This is a genomic window from Paenarthrobacter sp. CCNWLY172, assembly GCF_037402035.1.
Lineage (GTDB): Bacteria > Actinomycetota > Actinomycetes > Actinomycetales > Micrococcaceae > Arthrobacter.
This window is the reverse complement of record NZ_JBBEGB010000006.1, coordinates 116,287-134,151: the sequence shown is the minus strand read 5'-3', so window position 1 is coordinate 134,151 and position 17,865 is coordinate 116,287. Positions and strand designations below refer to the sequence as shown.

Here is a 17,865-nt window from a genome sequence, read left to right as displayed (position 1 = left end):
CACCACGTGAAGGCACTATCGCAGAAGCGACGTCACCCACTGGCAGCCATTGCGCTGCTGTTGATGGGCCTCCTCCTCACTGGTGGGCTGTACGCCGTTGCCACAACTGTCAACCAAGCCAAGGCCGACACCACCAGCTACAGCGCCAGTGACGTAGAAGAAGGCGGCAAGCTCTTCGCCGCCAACTGCGCCACCTGCCACGGCATGGGTGCGTCCGGAACCCAGGACGGCCCCTCGCTGGTCGGCGTGGGTGCTGCAGCTGTTGACTTCCAGGTTGGCACCGGACGTATGCCCATGCAGATGAGCGGACCGCAGGCCCAGCAGAAGCCCGCCCAGTTCAACGCAGAGCAGACCAAGCAGCTGTCCGCTTACGTTGCTTCCCTCGGAGCAGGCCCGGCCATTCCCGAGGAACACCTCCTCGACGGCAAGGGGGATGCCGCCAATGGTGGCGAACTCTTCCGCGTCAACTGCGCCATGTGCCACAACGCAGCCGCTGCCGGCGGTGCACTGACCCGCGGCAAGTTTGCTCCTGCACTGGCCGGCGTCAGCGCAGAGCACATCTACGAGGCCATGGTGACCGGACCGCAGAACATGCCTGTGTTCAGTGATTCCAATGTCACTCCTGAAGACAAGCGCGACATCATCACCTTCCTGAAGACCATCGAAGCCAACGGTTCCCCCGGTGGCGCGGACCTGGGAGCACTGGGCCCGGTGTCTGAAGGCCTCTTCGTCTGGGTTGCCGGTTTGGGTGTCATCATCGCATTCACCATCTGGTTGACGTCCCGCACGTCCTGATCCGGACACGACAAAACTTCTGCTGCACAGTCAGCAGTTTGAAACTGAAAATAACTCGGCCCCGGCCGAGACAACGAGAGAAGGATGAGGCGAATTATGGGCAACCATAGTGACGGCAGTCCGAACCACTCGGGCACCGTAGCTACGGCTGGTCAGAATGAGGTGGAGAAGTTCCAGGATCCTGGACTACCTCCGCATCGTTTGCGCCTGGCTGACACGGACCCGGTAGCCGCAAAGCGAGCCGAGCGTCAGGTAGCCATTCTGTTTGGCACCTCCGTCATTGGCACGCTGGTCTTCCTGGTGGCGTACTTCGCCATCGATCTGGGCGACGACACCACCATTGCGACCATCCGTAACCAAAACCTCCTTCTGGGGCTAGGCACGGCCTTCGCAATGCTCGGCATCGGCACCGGTATCGTGCACTGGGCCAAGGCCCTGATGCCCGATCACGAAGTGTCTGAAGAGCGCCACGCCATCCGTACCGAAGAGGATCGCCAGGCAGCTGTCCGGATCGTCGACGACATCGTCGAAGAGACCGGCATCAAGCGCCGCCCGCTGATCCGCAACACCCTTCTTGGTGCAGTTGCGCTTGCCCCGCTGCCTGCTCTCGCCATCTTCGGCGACTTGGGCCCGCGTCCTGACGATGCTCTGGCACACACCATGTGGGCTCCTGAAGGCGGCAAGCTGAAGCGCCTGACCCGCGACCCCGATGGCACTCCCATCAAGGCCTCGGACGTCACAATTGGCTCTGCCTTCCACGTCATTCCCGAAGGCCTCAATGAGCTCCACGAAGGCAAGTTGAACGAAAAGGCGAAAGCCGTCGTCCTGCTGATGCGCCTGGATCCGAATTCATTGCACCCCTCAGAGGGCCGTGAAAACTGGAGCTACAACGGAATCGTTGCTTACTCCAAGATCTGCACGCACGTCGGATGCCCCGTTGCTCTTTACGAGCAGCAGACGCACCACCTTCTGTGCCCGTGCCACCAGTCCACGTTTGACCTCACGCAGGAATGCAAGGTCATCTTTGGACCGGCCAGCCGTCCGCTCCCCCAGCTGCCTATTGCAGTTGACGCAGAAGGCTACCTCGTCGCCACAAGCGACTTCAGAGAACCTGTAGGACCGAGTTACTGGGAGCGTGACGAGCATGAGCGCCTCATCAACAGCTGAAGCCCCCTTCGTTCCGAAGACCAAGGTTGGTAGTTTCACCAACTTCGTTGACGAGCGCGTGGGTGGCTCCGGCATCCTGCGTGAGTTCGGCCGAAAGGTCTTCCCCGACCACTGGTCGTTCATGTTCGGTGAGGTGGCGCTGTACTCCTTCGTCATCCTGCTGATGTCAGGTACCTTCCTGACCTTCTTCTTCGATCCGTCCATGGCGGAAACCCATTACCAGGGTTCGTACACTCCGCTGTACAACGTAGAAATGTCCGTTGCCTACAGCTCGTCGCTGAACATCTCCTTTGATGTACGTGGCGGTCTGTTCATGCGTCAGGTACACCACTGGGCAGCACTGCTTTTTGTGGCCTCCTTGGGTGTCCACATGCTGCGCGTCTTCTTCACCGGTGCTTTCCGCAAGCCGCGCGAAATGAACTGGGTGGTGGGCGGCGTGCTGCTCATCCTGGCGATGGCAGCCGGCTTCACCGGTTACTCGCTCCCCGATGACCTGCTCTCCGGCAACGGCCTGCGCATCATCGATGGCGTTATCAAGTCCATCCCGGTGATTGGCACGTACATCTCCTTCTTCCTCTTCGGTGGAGAATTCCCGGGTACGGCCATCATTGGCCGCCTGTACGTCCTGCACATCCTCCTGGTCCCCGCACTCATCCTGCTGATGATCGTGATCCACCTCTTCATGGTGGTTGTGCACAAGCACACCCAGTACCCCGGCCCGGGCCGTAACGACGGGAACGTTGTCGGCTACCCCCTCGGCCCGGTTTACGCTGCCAAAGCCGGTGGATTCTTCTTCATCGTCTTCGGTGTCCTGGCACTCATGGCCGCAGCATTCACGATCAACCCGATCTGGAACTACGGTCCGTATGACCCGTCCCCTGTTTCCGCAGGTACCCAGCCTGACTGGTACATCGGGTTCGTGGACGGCGCCCTGCGCCTCATGCCGGGTGTCATCAATGACTTCCACTTCGAATGGGTCATCTTCGGACGCACCCTGACCCTGAACGTGCTGCTTCCGGCCTTGGTTCCTGCTGGAATCATCTTCACGGTTCTGTTCATGTACCCGTGGATCGAACGCTGGATCACCAAGGACAACCGCGAACACCACGTTCTCGACCGTCCCCGCAACGTGCCTACCCGCACAGCGATCGGTGTTGCAGGCTTTACCTGGTACTGCGTGATGTGGGCAGCCGCTGGTTCCGACCTCATCGCAACCCACTTCCACGTTTCCCTGAACGACGTCACCTACTGGCTGCGAACACTGTTCTTCATCGGGCCGGTCATCGCCTTCATCGTGACCAAGCGCATCGCACTCGCCCTCCAGCGCAAGGACCGCGAGATTGCCCTGCATGGCCGGGAAACAGGACGCATCGTCCGTCTCCCGCACGGTGAATTCATCGAGGTCCACGCTCCACTTGATGAGTACAAGCGCTACAAGCTTGTTGGATTCGAATCACCGGCTCCCCTGCCGGCTGAGCCGAACGAACACGGTGTTGTCACCAGCAAGGAAAAGCGCCGCGCGGCACTTTCCAAGTGGTTCTTCGAGGACCGTGTTGCCCCGGCAACACCCGCCGAACTCGAAGCCGCCCACGCACATGGCCACCATGAAGCCATTGAAGCAGGCGAAGACCAGAAGAGCCTGAGCCACTAACGCTTGGAACTCGCATAAAAGTAGGGGCCCGGTCCAATGGACCGGGCCCCTACTTTTTGTGCACCAGCTTTACCCCCGTAAACCCTTTTCCCCGGGCTCTGTGCGGCTGTACTTCCGCACTGCCGCCATACATGTATGGGCGCGCCCGTCCTGGCGGGCGCTAGGGCTGAGTGCGGTACCCCGATGAGTAGTTGCGCGTAGGCCTCACTCCTGGGCGTTGCAGGGGGACCCAGAGCTTGTAGCGGTCAGCCCTATAGTAAGAAACGGAGTAGTCCACCATGGCGCGGGCTACGAAAGCGTGCCGTTGAATCTTCAGCAAAGGGGCACCGACATCGACGTTGAGAAGCCGGGCTGTGGAGGGCGACGCTGCCGTGGCCTCAATCATGTCCTCGCCCCACTCCATCACCAAGCCAAACCGTTCGCTCAGGACGTTGTACAGGGATGTGGGCGGCGCTTCATCCAAAAGGCCTGGGACGCGATGGGCCGGTATGAAGTTCTCATCAACGCTCATGGGTTCATTGTCAGCGAGCAGCAGCCGCCTGAACCGCACCAGAGGTGTGCCTTCCTCCAGTTGGAGCTCCCGCGCGAGGAATGCACTGGCTGCGATCTGTTCGAAGCTGAGTACCTTCGCAGCCGGGACCATACCTCGACGTTGCATCTCTTCGCTATAGGACGTCAGTTTCACTTGAAGGTCCAGCTTGGGCTTCCTCACGAAAGTCCCCAGACCCACAACACGCTCAATGACTTCCTCACCAACCAAGGCATCAATAGCCTGTCGCACCGTCATCCGGGCCAGACCGAAGCGCTCTGACAGATCCCGTTCCGAGGGAAGCGCAGAACCTGGCGGGCAGGATTGGGCAATAAAGGCCCGCAGAATCTCCCGGAGCTGCACGTAAATCGGCGTGCCACTGGTGCGGTCGATCTCGCCTGCGATGCTTGCTGCTTCAGGCACCGCGGCGGTCCAGCAATTGAGTCATGCCTCAAGGATAATTCAGTGATACTTCAGGTCTAGACCACTTACGGCGCATGTGGAGCGACGGGGCCTAGGGAGCTACGCTTGTATGGACAATTTTCCGACGGATGATCCGTCGGCTACCAAGGGAGCTGGGTTGCCGGAGCAGAAGGCTATTGTTGCCGCGGAAATCGGATTGCACGCTCGTGCTGCAGCTGTATTCGTCCGCGCAGTTACTGACACCGGCCTGCCGGTCACCATTCGCAAGCACGACGGGCAACCTGTTGATGCACGCTCACTGCTCGAAGTGATGACGGAGGACTTCGGACACGGCTGCGAAGTACTTCTGGAAGTCGCTCCAGACGCGCTCCTCAGCGGACAAACCGTTCCTGAAGTTGAGAGTGCTTTGACCGCTCTTTCGGCCGTCCTTGGGGCCACAGAGGCGCGCTGAGCCCCTATTCAGAAATAAGAAATGGGCCCCACCTTCCGGTGGGGCCCATTTCTGTGTGCTCGTAGCTGGCTGCTAGTGCGCGTGGTCGCCGCGGCTGTATTCGAAGACCCAGCCAACCAATGCCACGAGGGCGAGGCCGCCGGCGACGTATGTCACCCAGAAGCCAATGGCGAGGCCAAGGAATCCACCGGCACAAGCGAGGCCCAGAACCAGCGGCCACCAGCTCCAAGGGCTGAAGTGCCCTTGCTCGCCGGCGCCTTCGTGGATCTCGGCGTCGGGACGGTCTTCGGGTCGAAGACCGATCCGCTTACCGGTGAAACCAAGATATGCACCGATCATGCCCGCCAAGCCACCGACAAGGAGGATGCCCAGGACACCAACCCACTCGGACCATTCAGTCAGGAATCCGTAGGCGATAGCCACGGGGACGAAGAAGAAGACTCCGGCTCCAAAGAGCCACGATTCGATTTTCACTTACTCACGTCCTTCTGGTCGGCATTACCCAAAACAGCTGCTGCAGGCGACGGGGCCTCGGCAGTGTGGACCTGTGCCAACTCTGGGTGGTGCAGGTCCAGTGCCGGGCGCTCCGAACGGATACGCGGCAAGGAAGTGAAGTTGTGACGCGGCGGCGGGCAGGACGTTGCCCACTCCAGCGAAGCGCCGAAGCCCCACGGATCATCCACTTCTACCTTCTTGTTGCTGCGCCACGTGATGTAGACGTTCCAGAAGAACGGCAGGAGCGAAGCACCCAGGACGAAGGAGGAGATGGTGGAGAACTGGTTCATCCAGGTGAAGTTATCCTGCGGCATGTAGTCGGCGTAACGACGCGGCATACCCTCAACACCCAACCAGTGCTGGATCAGGAACGTGCCGTGGAAGCCGAGGAACAGGAGCCAGAAGTGAATCTTGCCAAGGCGCTCGTTGAGCATCTTGCCTGTCCACTTGGGCCACCAGAAGTAGAACCCTGCGAACATGGCGAACACGACCGTACCGAACACCACGTAGTGGAAGTGGGCCACCACGAAGTAGGAGTCGGAAACGTGGAAGTCAAGCGGCGGCGAGGCCAGGATGATGCCGGTGAGACCACCGAAGAGGAATGTCACCAGGAAGCCGATGCTCCAAAGCATGGGCGTTTCAAACGTGATGGAACCCTGCCACAAGGTGCCGATCCAGTTGAAGAACTTCACGCCGGTGGGCACTGCGATCAACATGGTCATGAAGGCGAAGAACGGCAGCAGCACAGAACCGGTCACGTACATGTGGTGTGCCCACACGGTGACGGACAGCGCCGCAATGGCGATGGTTGCGTAGACAAGACCCTTGTAGCCGAAGATCGGCTTGCGGCTGAAGACCGGGAAGATCTCCGAAACGATGCCGAAGAACGGCAGCGCGATGATGTACACCTCGGGGTGCCCGAAGAACCAGAACAGGTGCTGCCAGAGGACTGCACCGCCATTCTCGGGGTCGAAGATGTGGGCACCGAAGCGTCGGTCGGCGCCAAGGGCGAACAAGGCAGCTGCCAGCGGCGGGAAGGCCATCAGGACCAGGATTGCCGTGACCAGCGTGTTCCAGGTGAAAATCGGCATACGCCACATGGTCATGCCCGGGGCACGCATGCAGATGATGGTGGTGATGAAGTTGACGGCACCAAGGATGGTTCCGAACCCGGAAAGGGCCAGGCCGAAGACCCACAGGTCACCACCTACGCCAGGGCTGAAGGTGGTGTTCGACAACGGCGCATAAGCGAACCAGCCGAAGGAAGCCGCTCCCTGGGGGGTGATGAAGCCCGAGACTGCGATGGTCGAACCGAAGAGGAAGAACCAGAAAGCCAGCGCGTTCAGACGCGGGAAGGCGACATCGGGGGCGCCGATCTGCAACGGCATAATGACGTTCGCGAAGCCGGCAAACAGCGGCGTTGCGAACATCAGGAGCATGACGGTGCCGTGCATCGTGAACATCTGGTTGTACTGCTCTTTGGTCTGCAGGATCTGCATACCGGGTTCAAACAGTTCAGCGCGGATCAGCAACGCCATGACGCCACCGAGGCAGAAGAACACGAAGGACGCGATCAGATACATGTACCCGATGGTCTTGTGGTCCGTGGAGGTAATCCAGTTGACGACGATGCGCCCCTTGGACTTAGGAACTACGGGGGCTTCTAGGACCCCCGGTGCGGATTGAGTGTACGTAGCCACGTCGCTCCCCTTACTTGGTTTCGTTCAGGTTCGGGTTGCGGTCGTATTCCGCACCGAGGAGGCCCGTGTTGCCTTCCTGGCGAAGCTTGTCCATGTGGGCCTGGAACTCAGACTCGGAGACAACCTTGACGCGGAAGAGCATTTCGGAGTGGTATTCACCGCAGAGTTCGGCACACTTACCATCGAAGGTGCCCTCCTTTGTGGGGGTGAACCTGATGTAGTTCGTCTTGCCGGGGATCATGTCGCGCTTCTGAAGGAAGGCGGGAACCCAGAATGAGTGGATGACGTCGCGGGAGTTCAGCTCCAGGTCCACGGACTTGCCAACCGGCAAGTACAGGGTGGGGAGCAGTTCCTTGTTGACCTCATTGCCGGTCAGGTGAGCCTGGACGCCGGCCTCGTGGAGGTCTTCATTGATGACCTCACCCTTTTTGTAGTTGAAGTCCCAGGCCCACTGCTTGCCGCGGACGTCAACAACGACGTCGGCCGGCTGCGAGCGGTCATCGATCGCGCGCTGGTCCTGGTCGGTGAAGTAGAAGAACACCAGCACCATGAAGAGCGGAATGGTCAAGTAGAAGACCTCAAGCGGCAGGTTGTAGCTGAGCTGCTTGGGGAATCCCGTGGTGCCCTTGCGGCGACGGTAAGCGATGATGCACCAGACCAGAAGGCCCCACGTGATAATACCGACTGCCAAGGCGGCGATCCATGAGTTGACCCAGAGGTCCATGATCCGGTCAGTGTGGTTGGTCGTGCCGCGCTCTGTAGGCAGCCAACCCTTCTCTACCTCTGGTGAACATCCGGTCAAAACCAACGCGCCGGCTAGTGCCAAGCCAGTGATCGATGTGATCTTTATGCGTCGGCTGCCGGTTCGGTTCTGCGAACTCACAGACGGCCCTTCCTCTTGTTGCTGTCTCCCGGCAGGCCGAAGGCCCACCGGGCACACTAAAAGTTTTACTACCCGATGTAGAGCTTACCGCTATCAAGCGGTTTTCGCGCACATGTCAGCGCCGTGGCTCCGAATGGTTTTAAACCCACCCGGAGTGGCGCCGACATGCGGCGATGGCTCACATCAGTGGAACGAATCGCCGCAGGCGCAAGACCCGCCGGCGTTCGGGTTGTCGATGGTGAAGCCCTGCTTCGAAATGGTGTCCTCGAAGTCGATGCTGGCACCGCTGAGGTACGGAACGCTCATCTTGTCGACAACAACTTCAACGCCGTCGTAGTCCCGTACGGCATCCCCATCAAGCAGTCGCTCGTCGAAGTAGAGCTGGTAGATCAGTCCGGAGCAACCTCCAGGCTGGACTGCAACGCGCAGCCGAAGGTCGGTGCGCCCTTCCTGTTCCAGAAGGCTGCGGACCTTGCCTGCGGCGACGTCGGTCAGATTGACCTCGTGCGTGGCCAACCCGTCGTTGGCGACGAGCTGTTCTCCGGTGCTGTTTTCGTTGGTTGCAGTGCTCATTGGCCTACCTTCTTATGAAGCTCCTGGCGGCGGCGCCGGAACGCTGCCTGCCCTTACCCAAATTACCTACGGGTTATACCTAATGCTACGTCGCGCAGACGCTTAGCTATAACTCCTGTCGTAACCACCGACAGCATTTGGTTGTTCCCGGCGCGCCGCCAAGGACTAATCCGACACTAGCCCCTGAGTCCTTCAGCATTCAGCCTGGCCAGCATCAGGGCTTCAGCCAGCACGGCATGCCGGAAATCGCCGATGTGCAGGGATTCGTTGGCGCTATGTGCGCGGGAATCAGGGTCCTCTACTCCCGTCACAAGGATCTGCACGTCCGGATACACATCCATGAGGTCCGCAATGAACGGAATGGAACCGCCAATTCCCATTTCCACTGGTTGTACACCCCACGATTCGCCCAGCGCCCAAAGGGCTACCCTTGCAGCCGCTGAAGATGTGTCGGTGGAAAAGGCGTTGCCGCGCTCCCCCGGCGTAAACGTCACTTTGGCACCAAACGGTGCATGTGATTCGACGTGGGTCTTCAGGGCATCCATCGCGGACCCTGGGTCCTGCCCTGGGGCCAACCGCATGCTGAACTTTGCCCGGGCGGCCGGAATCAGTGTGTTGGACGCAACATCAACGGACGGGACGTCCATACCGATGATGGACAGCGCGGGCTTGGTCCAGAGTCGGGAGGCGATGGTCCCGCTGCCGGCGAGTTTCACGCCGTCGAGCACTGACGCATCAGTGCGGTAGTCCTCTTCGGCAAGGTCCACGGCTACGTCGTCACGGGCCACCAGGCCCGCAACCGCGACGTTGCCCTCGTCGTCATGCAGGGTGGCGATGAGCCGTGAAAGGAGGGTGGGAGCATCCAGCACAGGTCCACCAAACATGCCGGAGTGGACTGCATGGTCCAGGACACGCACCTCGAAAGTCCCGTCCACGAGTCCCCGAAGGCTGGTGGTGAGGGCCGGAACGCCGACTTTCCAGTTGCTGGAATCAGCTACAACAATGACATCGGCCCGCAGGAGCTCCTGATGTTCCTCCAGGAAAGTACGGAACGTGGGCGAGCCTGCCTCTTCCTCGCCTTCGAAGAAGAAGGTCACGCCGAGCCCGAACCCGTCACCCAGAACTTGGGTCACGGCGCTGTAGGCGGCCAGGTGCGCCATGATTCCTGCTTTATCGTCAGCCGCCCCGCGGCCGTACAGCCGGCCCTCGCGCTCCTCAGCCACAAAGGGCTCGGAGTTCCAGAGGCTCCGGTCCCCCGGTGGCTGAACATCATGGTGGGCGTACAGCAGGATGGTCGGCTTGCCGTCCGCGGCAGGACGGCGCGCGACGACGGCAGGGCCACCGGGGGTGCCGTCGGCTTTGTCGCACCGCAATACCCGGACGTCTTCCATGCCCGCGGCCTTGACCAAGGCAGCGACTGCATCGGCGCTGCGGTCCAGTTCGTTCGGGTCGAAACTTGCCCACGCAATGCCCGGAATGCTCACGAGGTGCTTGAGGGACGCCAGGGTGGTGTCGAAGGAATCGTTGACTGCCCGGGACAGTTCCTCCACTGGAGTATTGCCGGCGTGCCCTTGCTTGTGCTGCGGGATCTCCGCATGTGCTGAAGTCATGGCCACACTTTACCGCCGTGATTTGGGCGTCCACAGCAGGCGCGGCCACCCGCCGCTGGCCCCGGACGGCCGTCCACGTAACCTACGCCACCTCCACGAGGGGTATTCTGTAGGGGTGTTCGGACGCAAAAAGGAAGAGCCCAGCGCTCAATCAGTAGTAGACCAGGCCTACGCCACCGCCACGGAGCCCGGTGCCGGAAAGGGCACCCCCACTCCCAAGCGGAAAGACCAGGAAGCAGCCCGTAAGCGCCCACTGGTTCCCAATGACCGCAAGGCCTCCAAGGCTGCGGAAAGGGTCGCCATCCAGGATCAGCGGCAGAAAATGCGGCAGGCGTTGGATACGGGTGACGAAAAATACCTGCCCCTCCGTGACAAGGGTCCCCAGAAGCGCTACACGCGTGACTACGTGGACGCACGGTTCAGCCTGGGTGAATACCTCATGTTCGGCGCCTTGCTGTTCGTGGTGATCTCCCTGATCATTCCGCCCACAAGCGCCGGCATCAGCTACGTCCTGGTTGGCTTCTGGATCATGTTCCTTGCCGTCTTCGTGGATGTTTTCATCCTGTCCCGCAAGCTCAGGAAGCGCCTCACCGAGAAATTCGGCGAGGTGGAACGCGGTTCCGTCTGGTACGGCTGCATGCGCGCCCTTCAGTTCCGCAAGCTCCGCCTGCCCAAGCCGCAGGTGAAGCGCGGGCAGTACCCGGCCTAAGCGCCCCCACCCCTTCATCAACAGGAAGACCCCGGACCAATGGTCCGGGGTCTTCCTTATGGGCGCAGGGTCTTCCTTATAGGCGCACGGCACCAGGACGGTTGGGCCTAACGCGCCTTCTTACGGATCTTAACGAGGCCCCTGTTGATGCTGGAAGCCCAGAATGGACCCTCATACAGGAACGCTGTGTAGCCCTGGACCAGTGTTGCGCCCGCTTCCAGGCGCTCTTGAACGTCCGAGGCGGTCTCCACTCCTCCTACCGCGATGAGCACGAGCTGGTCACCCACGGCGTCCTTGAGCCTCCGCAGTACTTCAAGCGACCGCGTCTTTAGGGGTGCTCCCGACAATCCACCGGCACCCAGAGACTCCACCTTGGCGGCGTCCGAAACGAGCCCCTCCCGGGAAATGGTGGTGTTGGTGGCGATGATGCCGTCCAGCTTCAGGTCCAGCGCCAGCCGGGCGACGTCGTCGATGTCGTCATTGGACAGGTCAGGCGCAATCTTGACCAGCAGCGGAATATGCCGTCCGGCGGCTTCATCGGCGGCGTCGCCTACTGCCCTCAGCAGCGGCCGCAGGGACTCCACGTTCTGCAGCAAACGAAGGCCGGGTGTGTTGGGAGAGCTGACATTGACCACCAGGTAATCTGCCGCGGGCGCCAGGCTGCGTGCACTCACGAGGTAATCCTCAGTGGCGTCCTCGAGCTCAACCACTTTGGTCTTGCCGATGTTGACGCCGATGACGGGCCGGACGTCCGGGTGCTTCCTTTGCAGAGCAGCCCGCGCAGACTTGAGCCGGGGCGCAACGGCTGCTGCGCCGTCGTTGTTGAATCCCATCCGGTTAACCACCGCACGATCCTCAATCAGGCGGAACAACCGGGGCTTCTCATTGCCTGGCTGCGCCTGGCCGGTGATGGTACCCACCTCTACGTGGCCAAAGCCGAGTTCGGCCAGGGCTTCTATGCCGTGGCCTTCCTTGTCGAAACCGGCCGCCAGGCCGAACGGGGATGGGAAGGTCAGGCCCAACGCCTCAGTCCGGAGCGAAGCGTCAGGGGCGGTCAGCCGGGCCAGGATCCGGCCGGCGCCCGAGCGATGTGCCGCCCGGATCCCTTGGAAGCCGATCTTGTGTGCCTTTTCGGCATCCATCCAGGAGAAGGCCAGCTTGAAGAATGTGGGGTAAACACGCATGGTCCTAGTTTTCCGGTTTACGGACGACTCGCCAAACCCGTGACCGCCGATGCCGTCGGCATATACGCATCCCGCGGGCAAACAGTGACGCGGATCATGGAAGTTATTCGACTTTCCTTGCCGACCTGCCACCGGGCGGGACGCCTCCGCCAGTGTCTAAGCTAAAGCCATGGAGTGGACGGCTGACATCCTGGGTACAGACTTCCAATCCTGTGGCGTTGATGCCACAGGACCTGACGGCGTGACCCGCCACGCCACCCTGATCCGCCACCGGGCAGAGCAAAGCGAATCCGGGGATGCACCGAGGCGCTACGGCGCCGTCCTGTTTCTGCACGGGTGGAGCGACTACTTCTTCAATACCGAACTTGCCAGGTTCTGGGCCGGGCAGGGCTACGACTTTTACGCCCTTGACATGCACAACCATGGCCGGAGCCTGACGACGGACATGCCGGGGGGCTACGTGGCAAACCTGATGGACTATGACGCCGAAATCAACCAGGCACTGGACATCATCCGTCATCACACAGCCTCGACACCGGAAGGCAGCGTGACCCTGATGGGCCACTCGACCGGCGGGTTGGTGGCCGCATTGTGGGCAAGCCGCCACCCGGAATCCATTCAGTTCCTGATTCTCGACAGCCCGTGGTTGGAAATGCACGGCAGTTCATTGGTGCGGAGGGCTGCGCAGGCCATGGTGGCTCCCATAGCAAAGTTAAGGCCGGAAACCGTCCTGAAGCTGCCGGAGCGGGGTTTCTACTTCCGCAGCATCAGCAGTACCGCGGAGGGTGAATGGGCCCTGGACGAAAATTATCGTCCACCGTTGGCTTTCCCAGTCCGGGCCGGGTGGCTCAGTGCCGTATTTGCCGGGCATTCCCAAGTTGCCCGCGGGCTGAACCTCGAGGTGCCTGTCCTCGTCCTAACGTCTTCGGCCAGCGCCAATGGCATGGTGTGGCAGGAGTCAATGCGCCGTTCGGATGCCGTGCTGGATGTTGGGGTTATTGCGCTCAGAGCCATGGCGCTGGGCCGGAGCGTCACTCTGGAACGCATCGACGGCGGCCTCCACGACGTCTTCCTCTCCGCACCAGCAGTGCGGAAAGACGCCTATGCGCGGCTTGCGCGGTGGATCAAGGGATTCATGCAGAACGATGTGACGGCAGAGCGGCAGGAAGGGGACCAATGAACACCACGGAGGCCCGGGCAACCAGGTGGCGGCGGGACGTCCTGGGCCATGGCTACGAATGCATGGACCTGCCACTGAAGCCTGACGAGGAAGGTCCCGTCCACGCCACACTCATCCGGTATGCTCCACCTGCGCCGCAAGCCACCCAGAATGGCGTCCTTGACTTCCTGTCGTCCTTCACAAAGAGAAGACGCCGTCCAGTCCCGGCCGATCCAGGTGGAGCGCCAAGGGTTGTTCTTTACCTGCATGGTTGGGCCGACTACTTTCTGCAAACCGAATTGGCTGAGTACCTCACGGCGTCGGGTTTTTACTTCTACGCAGTGGACCTCCGAAAATTCGGCCGCAGCCTGCTGCCTGGACAGACGCCCGGATACATCACGGACCTCAGCGCCTATGACGAGGACCTGGCAGCAGCACTGGTGGAAATTGAACGGGACGTGGCTGAACGGACTGGCGACACCACCACGCCAACCATCCACATGCTGGCCCATTCCCTGGGAGGTTTGATCGGGGCACTCTGGGCCGATCGCAACCCAGGCCGGCTGGGCACCTTGGTCCTGAACTCGCCGTGGCTGGAGCTTCAGGGCAGCAGTCTGGTCCGCAGCATTGCCATGCACCTGGTGGAACCCTTTGCACGTACGGACCCCAAGCGCCCCTTCCGCTTTCCTGAGATGCCTGCCTACTGGGAGAGCGTCAGCAATGAAGCACATGGTGAATGGATACTGGATCCCCTGTGGCGTCCGCGGACCTCGTTCCCTATCCGCGCAGGGTGGACCAAAGCCGTCCTGGCCGGGCACGCCGCGGTGGAACGAAAGCTCGCCATCGATTCTCCCGTCCTGGTCCTGCTGTCCGGAAGGACAAGGATCCAAGCGGAGTGGACAGCTGACCTGATGCGGGCCGATGCGGTCATCGACGTAGAGGAAACCTCACGGAGGGCTCTTGGACTTGCCCGCCGCACCGCCGTCTTCCGGTATCCAGGTGCGCTTCATGATGTTTTTCTCTCACGACGTACCGTCCGTCAGCAGGCATACCGCGACGTGGCTGTATGGCTCGCTGCGTACCCCTACTGATGTAGCGGGGGCGTGCTATTTGCCGGCGGGCGCCGCGTCCACGGCCCCTCCGTAGCGCCTGTCGCGCTTGGCATAAATCTCGACGGCGTCCCACAGCGTCCGCCTGTCGACATCCGGCCACAGCGTGTCCATGAAGACGAACTCCGCATAGGCAGACTGCCACAGGAGGAAATTAGAGAGCCGCTGCTCCCCCGAACTGCGAAGAAAAAGGTCTACATCCGGGAGGTCGGGTTCGTCCAGGTATTTCTGGATGGTTTTCTCGGATACAGATCCGGGTTTCAAACGCCCTTCGGCGACATCGTGGGCAATGGCAGAGACGGCGTCGGCAATCTCGGCGCGGCCGCCGTAATTAACACACATGGTCAACGTGCACGTGTCGTTGGCCTTCGTGTATTCCTCGGCTTCTTCAAGTTCCTTGATGACAGAACCCCAAAGCCGCGGGCGTCTTCCGGCCCATCGGATGCGCACGCCCCATTCGTCAAGCTGGTTCCGCTGGCGTCGTAGTACATCCTTGTTAAATCCCATAAGGAAGCGGATTTCTTCGGGCGAACGCCGCCAGTTCTCGGTTGAAAAGGCGTACACGCTGACGTACTTGATTCCCAGTTCGATGGCCCCTGCCATCACATCAAGCAAGGCAGGCTCACCGGCCTTGTGACCCTCGATGCGGGGAAGTCCACGCTGGTTTGCCCACCGCCCATTGCCGTCCATGACGATTGCCACGTGCTGCGGAATAAGTTCACTGGGAATACCCGGCGGCACTGCACCGGAGGGGTGCCCGTACGGCGCAACGACCGGTGCCGTCCTGGCCGTTGTTGTCCTGCTCTTCTTACCAAGTGCCACTGTCAGCTTCGCTCCACGTGTTTGAGTGATTTCAGCGCCCGTTCCAAATGCCATTGCAAATACGTGGCAACCAGTCCTGCGGCTTCACGCCGATGCCGGGGATCCGATGCATCAGCCACGCCCCAGTTGCCTGTCAGCAATGCACCAAGCAACACCACTGTCTCCGCTGCCGGCGCCGGCGAACCAGGAGGGCGGCAGTCGATGCACACCATACCGCCAACCGGGGCGGCAAAGGCCGTATGAGGTCCCGGCCGGCCACAACGGGCACAATCGGTGAAACTCGGCGCCCACCCTCCCGTGGCCAAAGCGCGCAGCAGATAGGAGTCCAGGATAAGTTCGGGTGGATGGTCTGAACGGCTCAAGGCAGCCAAGGCTCCCACCAGCAGGTTGTAGTGGGCGGTCCCCGACTCCGTGTCGGCATCCGTGAGTTTTTCGGCGGTCTCCGTCATGGCAGCGGCCACCGTGAACCTGCCATAGTCTGCCGCGATACTGCTTCCATAGGCGCCCTTGGCCACCGCCTGTGTCACAATGTCCAACGTCCGCCCGGAGACAAGCTGCAAGTCCGCCACCATGAACGGCTCCAGACGAGCGCCGAAACGGCTGCTGGTCCTGCGCACACCCTTGGCGACGGCGCGGACTTGGCCATGATGCTTGGTCAAGAGAGTGATGATGCGATCCGCTTCGCCCAGCTTGTGGGTACGGAGCACCACGGCATCGTCCCTGTAGGACCGTGCTGCAAACGACGGATTGGCCACAACTAATCTTCGCACTATGATCGGCCCGCTCGGCGACCACCGGACCGTGTGGTGACGGTATTTCCCGTCACCACACGCTGGATACCCTAGGCCCGGGAGTCCCGCACGGCGCGGTTCACGGCCGAAATCAGGGCCTTGAGGGATGACGTGGTGGTGCTGGGGTCAATGCCCACGCCCCACAGGACCCGCTCGCCGACGGCACATTCGACGTAGGCTGCTGCACTGGCGCTGCCGCCCTCGGACAGGGCATGCTCGCTGTAATCAAGCACGCGGACGTCTACGCCGTCGTGGTGCAGGATGTCCAACAGAGCAGCGATGGGTCCGTTGCCGTGGCCAGTCCGCCGAACCTCCACGCCGTCGATCCGCAGGGTTGCGTTCATGGTCATGGCGCCGGACTCGTCGGTCTCAGTGCTGACACTTCCCAGCGCATAGCGACCCCACTGTGCCTGCTCTTCGTCGGACGGCAGGTACTCATCCTGGAAGACCTGCCACAGCTGTGCACCACTGACCTCGCCACCCACTGCATCCGTGCGCCGCTGGATGACTCCGGAGAATTCAATCTGGGCGCGCCGGGGCAGGTCCAGGTTGTGCTCGTTCTTCAGCAGGTAGGCGACACCGCCCTTACCCGATTGCGAGTTAACCCGGATCACGGCTTCATAGCTGCGGCCGAGGTCCTTCGGGTCAACCGGCAGGTACGGAACTTGCCAGGTGAAGTCATCCACCGGCTTACCCGCCGCCGCAGCGTCCTTCTCCAGCGCTTCGAAACCCTTTTTGATGGCGTCCTGGTGCGACCCTGAGAACGCCGTGAAGACGAGGTCACCACCGTACGGAGAACGTTCCGGGACAGGCAGCTGGTTGCAGTACTCAACGGTGCGGCGGACTTCATCGATGTCGGAGAAGTCGATCATGGGGTCGACGCCCTGCACGAACATGTTCAACCCCAGCGTTACGAGGTCCACGTTGCCGGTGCGCTCACCATTGCCGAACAAGCAGCCTTCAATCCGATCGGCACCCGCCAGGTAACCCAGTTCGGCAGCGGCCACGCCCGTACCGCGGTCATTGTGCGGGTGCAGGGAAATGATGATGCCTTCACGGGGGTGCAGGTTACGGTGCATCCACTCAATGGAGTCGGCATAGACATTCGGGGTTGCCATCTCCACAGTGGCCGGAAGGTTGATGATGACCTGGTTGTCGGCAGAAGCCTCGAAGACGTCGGCAATGGCGTTGCATACCCGGGCAGCGTACTCCAGCTCGGTTCCCGTGAAGGACTCCGGCGAGTATTCATAGGTGATGTGCGTATCTTCGAGGGTTTCTTCGTACTTCTTGCACAGTCGGGCACCCTGCAGGGCGATGTCCAGAATGCCATCCTCGTCCTGGTTGAACACGACGCGCCGCTGCAGTACGGACGTGGAATTGTACAGGTGGACGATCGCCTGTTTGGCGCCCACCAGTGACTCATAGGTTCTCTCGATCAGGTGTTCACGCGCCTGGGTCAGGACCTGGATGGTGACGTCATCCGGGATATGGCCGCCCTCGATGAGCTGGCGTACGAAGTCGAAGTCGGTCTGCGATGCCGAGGGGAAGCCGACCTCAATCTCCTTGTAGCCCATCTTGACGAGCAGCTGGAACATCTTCAGCTTGCGGGCCGGGCTCATGGGGTCGATCAGTGCCTGGTTACCATCGCGCAGGTCAACCGCGCACCAACGCGGGGCCTTGGTGATGACCTTGTCCGGCCACGTGCGGTCAGGAACCTCTACGGTGATCTGGTCCTGGAATGGCAGGTAGCGGTGAATCGGCATACCGGAGGGCTTTTGTGCATTACGCATGACGTGTGGCCTTTTCTCTAAGAA

At 61.1% G+C, this 17,865-nt stretch carries 17 protein-coding genes; 7 read left to right on the top strand and 10 right to left on the bottom strand.

What is annotated here, in order from left to right; translation table 11 throughout:
* The first annotated feature begins 6 nt into the window (after positions 1-6).
* From qcrC to qcrB, 3 genes are all read left to right on the top strand, one after another.
* Entirely contained in the window at positions 7-795 is a 789-nt protein-coding gene (gene qcrC / locus WBN73_RS11200; RefSeq protein ID WP_089595179.1) for a cytochrome bc1 complex diheme cytochrome c subunit, read from the top strand.
* 96 nt (positions 796-891) lie between these two features.
* Positions 892-1,962 (top strand): cytochrome bc1 complex Rieske iron-sulfur subunit, encoded by a 1,071-nt coding sequence (qcrA, locus tag WBN73_RS11195; protein ID WP_089595180.1) that lies wholly within the window; start codon positions 892-894, stop codon positions 1,960-1,962.
* Positions 1,940-3,613, top strand: coding sequence for a cytochrome bc1 complex cytochrome b subunit (gene qcrB / locus WBN73_RS11190; RefSeq protein ID WP_089595181.1), 1,674 nt, complete (start codon positions 1,940-1,942; stop codon positions 3,611-3,613). Before qcrA ends, qcrB begins: the two co-directional genes overlap by 23 nt.
* Before the next feature lie 160 nt (positions 3,614-3,773).
* On the opposite strand, the gene WBN73_RS11185 is transcribed toward qcrB, so the two are convergent.
* The gene (locus WBN73_RS11185; RefSeq protein WP_207593622.1) at positions 3,774-4,565 is read right to left on the bottom strand and encodes a GntR family transcriptional regulator; all 792 of its coding nucleotides are present in this window, start codon (positions 4,563-4,565) and stop codon (positions 3,774-3,776) included.
* Between the two features lie 157 nt (positions 4,566-4,722).
* Between WBN73_RS11185 and WBN73_RS11180 the strand changes: the two genes are divergently transcribed.
* Complete coding sequence (locus WBN73_RS11180; protein ID WP_207597563.1) at positions 4,723-5,016, top strand: HPr family phosphocarrier protein; 294 nt, start codon at positions 4,723-4,725, stop codon at positions 5,014-5,016.
* A 72-nt stretch (positions 5,017-5,088) separates the two neighbouring features.
* Here the strand turns inward: WBN73_RS11180 and WBN73_RS11175 are convergent, their stop codons facing one another.
* The 5 genes from WBN73_RS11175 to WBN73_RS11155 all read right to left on the bottom strand — a co-directional run bounded on the left by WBN73_RS11175 (position 5,089) and on the right by WBN73_RS11155 (position 10,277).
* Entirely contained in the window at positions 5,089-5,490 is a 402-nt protein-coding gene (locus WBN73_RS11175) for a cytochrome c oxidase subunit 4 (RefSeq protein WP_089595184.1), read from the bottom strand.
* Entirely contained in the window at positions 5,487-7,211 is a 1,725-nt protein-coding gene (gene ctaD, locus WBN73_RS11170) for an aa3-type cytochrome oxidase subunit I (RefSeq protein ID WP_089595185.1), read from the bottom strand. The genes WBN73_RS11175 and ctaD overlap by 4 nt, the downstream gene beginning before the upstream one ends.
* Positions 7,212-7,221: 10 nt before the next feature.
* Entirely contained in the window at positions 7,222-8,094 is an 873-nt protein-coding gene (ctaC, locus tag WBN73_RS11165; protein ID WP_089595186.1) for an aa3-type cytochrome oxidase subunit II, read from the bottom strand.
* Between the two features lie 183 nt (positions 8,095-8,277).
* On the bottom strand, positions 8,278-8,667 hold the full coding sequence (locus WBN73_RS11160; protein WP_207593623.1) for a HesB/IscA family protein: 390 nt from the start codon (positions 8,665-8,667) through the stop codon (positions 8,278-8,280).
* 176 nt (positions 8,668-8,843) lie between these two features.
* Positions 8,844-10,277, bottom strand: a complete 1,434-nt coding sequence (locus tag WBN73_RS11155) for a dipeptidase (protein WP_207593624.1) — start codon at positions 10,275-10,277, stop codon at positions 8,844-8,846.
* 115 nt (positions 10,278-10,392) lie between these two features.
* Between WBN73_RS11155 and WBN73_RS11150 the strand changes: the two genes are divergently transcribed.
* On the top strand, positions 10,393-10,986 hold the full coding sequence (locus WBN73_RS11150; RefSeq protein WP_207597564.1) for a DUF3043 domain-containing protein: 594 nt from the start codon (positions 10,393-10,395) through the stop codon (positions 10,984-10,986).
* 107 nt (positions 10,987-11,093) lie between these two features.
* On the opposite strand, the gene WBN73_RS11145 is transcribed toward WBN73_RS11150, so the two are convergent.
* Positions 11,094-12,170, bottom strand: a complete 1,077-nt coding sequence (locus WBN73_RS11145; RefSeq protein WP_207593625.1) for a quinone-dependent dihydroorotate dehydrogenase — start codon at positions 12,168-12,170, stop codon at positions 11,094-11,096.
* Between the two features lie 169 nt (positions 12,171-12,339).
* Between WBN73_RS11145 and WBN73_RS11140 the strand changes: the two genes are divergently transcribed.
* Together WBN73_RS11140 and WBN73_RS11135 are read left to right on the top strand one after the other, a co-directional pair.
* On the top strand, positions 12,340-13,350 hold the full coding sequence (locus tag WBN73_RS11140; protein WP_207593626.1) for an alpha/beta hydrolase: 1,011 nt from the start codon (positions 12,340-12,342) through the stop codon (positions 13,348-13,350).
* On the top strand, positions 13,347-14,420 hold the full coding sequence (locus WBN73_RS11135; RefSeq protein WP_207593627.1) for an alpha/beta hydrolase: 1,074 nt from the start codon (positions 13,347-13,349) through the stop codon (positions 14,418-14,420). Before WBN73_RS11140 ends, WBN73_RS11135 begins: the two co-directional genes overlap by 4 nt.
* A gap of 15 nt (positions 14,421-14,435) precedes the next feature.
* Here WBN73_RS11135 and WBN73_RS11130 read toward each other — a convergent pair whose 3' ends face one another.
* The 3 genes from WBN73_RS11130 to leuA form a co-directional block, all read right to left on the bottom strand.
* Positions 14,436-15,260 carry an isoprenyl transferase gene (locus WBN73_RS11130; RefSeq protein ID WP_337340282.1) on the bottom strand — a complete coding sequence of 275 codons (825 nt, stop codon included), beginning with the start codon at positions 15,258-15,260 and terminating at the stop codon, positions 14,436-14,438.
* Positions 15,261-15,262: 2 nt separating this feature from the next.
* On the bottom strand, positions 15,263-16,015 hold the full coding sequence (recO, locus tag WBN73_RS11125; protein WP_337340281.1) for a DNA repair protein RecO: 753 nt from the start codon (positions 16,013-16,015) through the stop codon (positions 15,263-15,265).
* A gap of 86 nt (positions 16,016-16,101) precedes the next feature.
* Positions 16,102-17,841 (bottom strand): 2-isopropylmalate synthase, encoded by a 1,740-nt coding sequence (gene leuA / locus WBN73_RS11120; protein ID WP_207593630.1) that lies wholly within the window; start codon positions 17,839-17,841, stop codon positions 16,102-16,104.
* Between the last annotated feature and the right edge of the window lie 24 nt (positions 17,842-17,865).

What these genes read in the sequence shown, in the direction of transcription:
- WBN73_RS11160 (WP_207593623.1), bottom strand. Translation starts at nt 8,667, where the DNA reads ATGAGCACTGCAACCAACGAAAACAGCACCGGAGAACAGCTCGTCGCC.
- WBN73_RS11140 (WP_207593626.1), top strand. Translation starts at nt 12,340, where the DNA reads ATGGAGTGGACGGCTGACATCCTGGGTACAGACTTCCAATCCTGTGGC.
- qcrA (WP_089595180.1), top strand. Translation starts at nt 892, where the DNA reads ATGGGCAACCATAGTGACGGCAGTCCGAACCACTCGGGCACCGTAGCT.
- WBN73_RS11145 (WP_207593625.1), bottom strand. Translation starts at nt 12,170, where the DNA reads ATGCGTGTTTACCCCACATTCTTCAAGCTGGCCTTCTCCTGGATGGAT.
- WBN73_RS11135 (WP_207593627.1), top strand. Translation starts at nt 13,347, where the DNA reads ATGAACACCACGGAGGCCCGGGCAACCAGGTGGCGGCGGGACGTCCTG.
- WBN73_RS11155 (WP_207593624.1), bottom strand. Translation starts at nt 10,277, where the DNA reads ATGACTTCAGCACATGCGGAGATCCCGCAGCACAAGCAAGGGCACGCC.
- leuA (WP_207593630.1), bottom strand. Translation starts at nt 17,841, where the DNA reads ATGCGTAATGCACAAAAGCCCTCCGGTATGCCGATTCACCGCTACCTG.
- qcrB (WP_089595181.1), top strand. Translation starts at nt 1,940, where the DNA reads ATGAGCGCCTCATCAACAGCTGAAGCCCCCTTCGTTCCGAAGACCAAG.